The organism is Vibrio sp. Vb0888, assembly GCF_033338835.1.
GTDB classification, from domain to species: Bacteria; Pseudomonadota; Gammaproteobacteria; order Enterobacterales; family Vibrionaceae; genus Vibrio; species Vibrio alginolyticus.
The window spans coordinates 1-1129 of the sequence record NZ_JAWOTL010000250.1; the positions used below are offsets into that span (position 1 = coordinate 1).

Genomic DNA, 1129 nt, shown 5'->3' on the forward strand with positions numbered 1-1129 from the left:
ATTGTGTTGACCCAGCTCTAGCTAAGAGTCTTGTTGCTGGTCAACCTCACACATTTGAATTCGCTACCTCAGTATCTCCAGAAATTACAGCAACTGTTAAAGAAGGAACTGAAACAGTTAAATCTGGTGACCTACACCGTTTCTTCGGTGGCGATAAGAGCGCTGGTGTATTCATGAACGGTTTCTTCCCAGTAATGATGTTTGGTCTACCAGGTGCAGCACTTGCTATGTACCTAGCGGCTCCTGTTGAGAAACGTAGCCAAGTTGGTGGTGCATTGTTCTCTGTTGCATTCTGTTCATTCCTAACTGGTATCACAGAGCCTCTAGAGTTCATGTTCGTATTCCTAGCTCCTGCTCTATACGCGATTCACGCAGTGTTCACTGGTCTATCGCTAGTTGTTGCTAACATGCTTGGTACGCTACACGGCTTCACATTCTCTGCTGGTCTAATTGACTACTTGTTGAACTACGGTCTAGCAACTAAACCTCTACTACTAGGTGCAGTTGGTCTTGGCTTCGGTGCTCTTTACTTCTTCACATTCAGCTTCGCAATCCGCGCGTTTAACCTAAAATCGCCAGGCCGTGAAGATGATGATAGCCAAGCAGCAGCACCAGCAGGTGAAGCAAAAAGTGGTGACCTAGCTCGTCAATACCTAAAAGCGCTAGGTGGTCATGACAACCTAACTTCAATTGACGCATGTATCACTCGTCTACGTCTAACTCTGAAAGATCGTTCAGTAGCTGATGAAGAAGTGTTGAAGAAACTAGGTGCGAAAGGTGTTGTTAAACTGGGTGAAAACAACCTTCAAGTTATCCTTGGTCCTCTAGCAGAAATCGTTGCTTGCGAAATGAAAGCAATCGGCGCAAACGAAGACCTATCGAATGTAAAACTACCATTATTACATCGAACTGATATTTGATTAGAGACCTCCTTCGGGGGGTCTTTTTTTGTTTCAGTGCTTTGAATCTGCTGTGCATTCACGCGAACTCGATAAATATTGCCGTTTTAGCGCGAGTTCTTGTTGTCTAATGGCTTAGAATTGTGGATCATTAGAAACAATGTACTCTGTAAAACCATATCGGATACAGAGTTCCGTTTTCTCTGACAATACTTATATTTTTGAGGTGC

At 43.8% G+C, this 1129-nt stretch carries 1 protein-coding gene; it reads left to right on the forward strand.

The annotated features are described in order from the left end of the window. Positions 1-920 (forward strand): glucose PTS transporter subunit EIIB (locus R7P72_RS25405; protein ID WP_318111008.1); only part of this gene is annotated, 920 nt, incomplete at its 5' end. Positions 921-1129 lie beyond the last annotated feature (209 nt).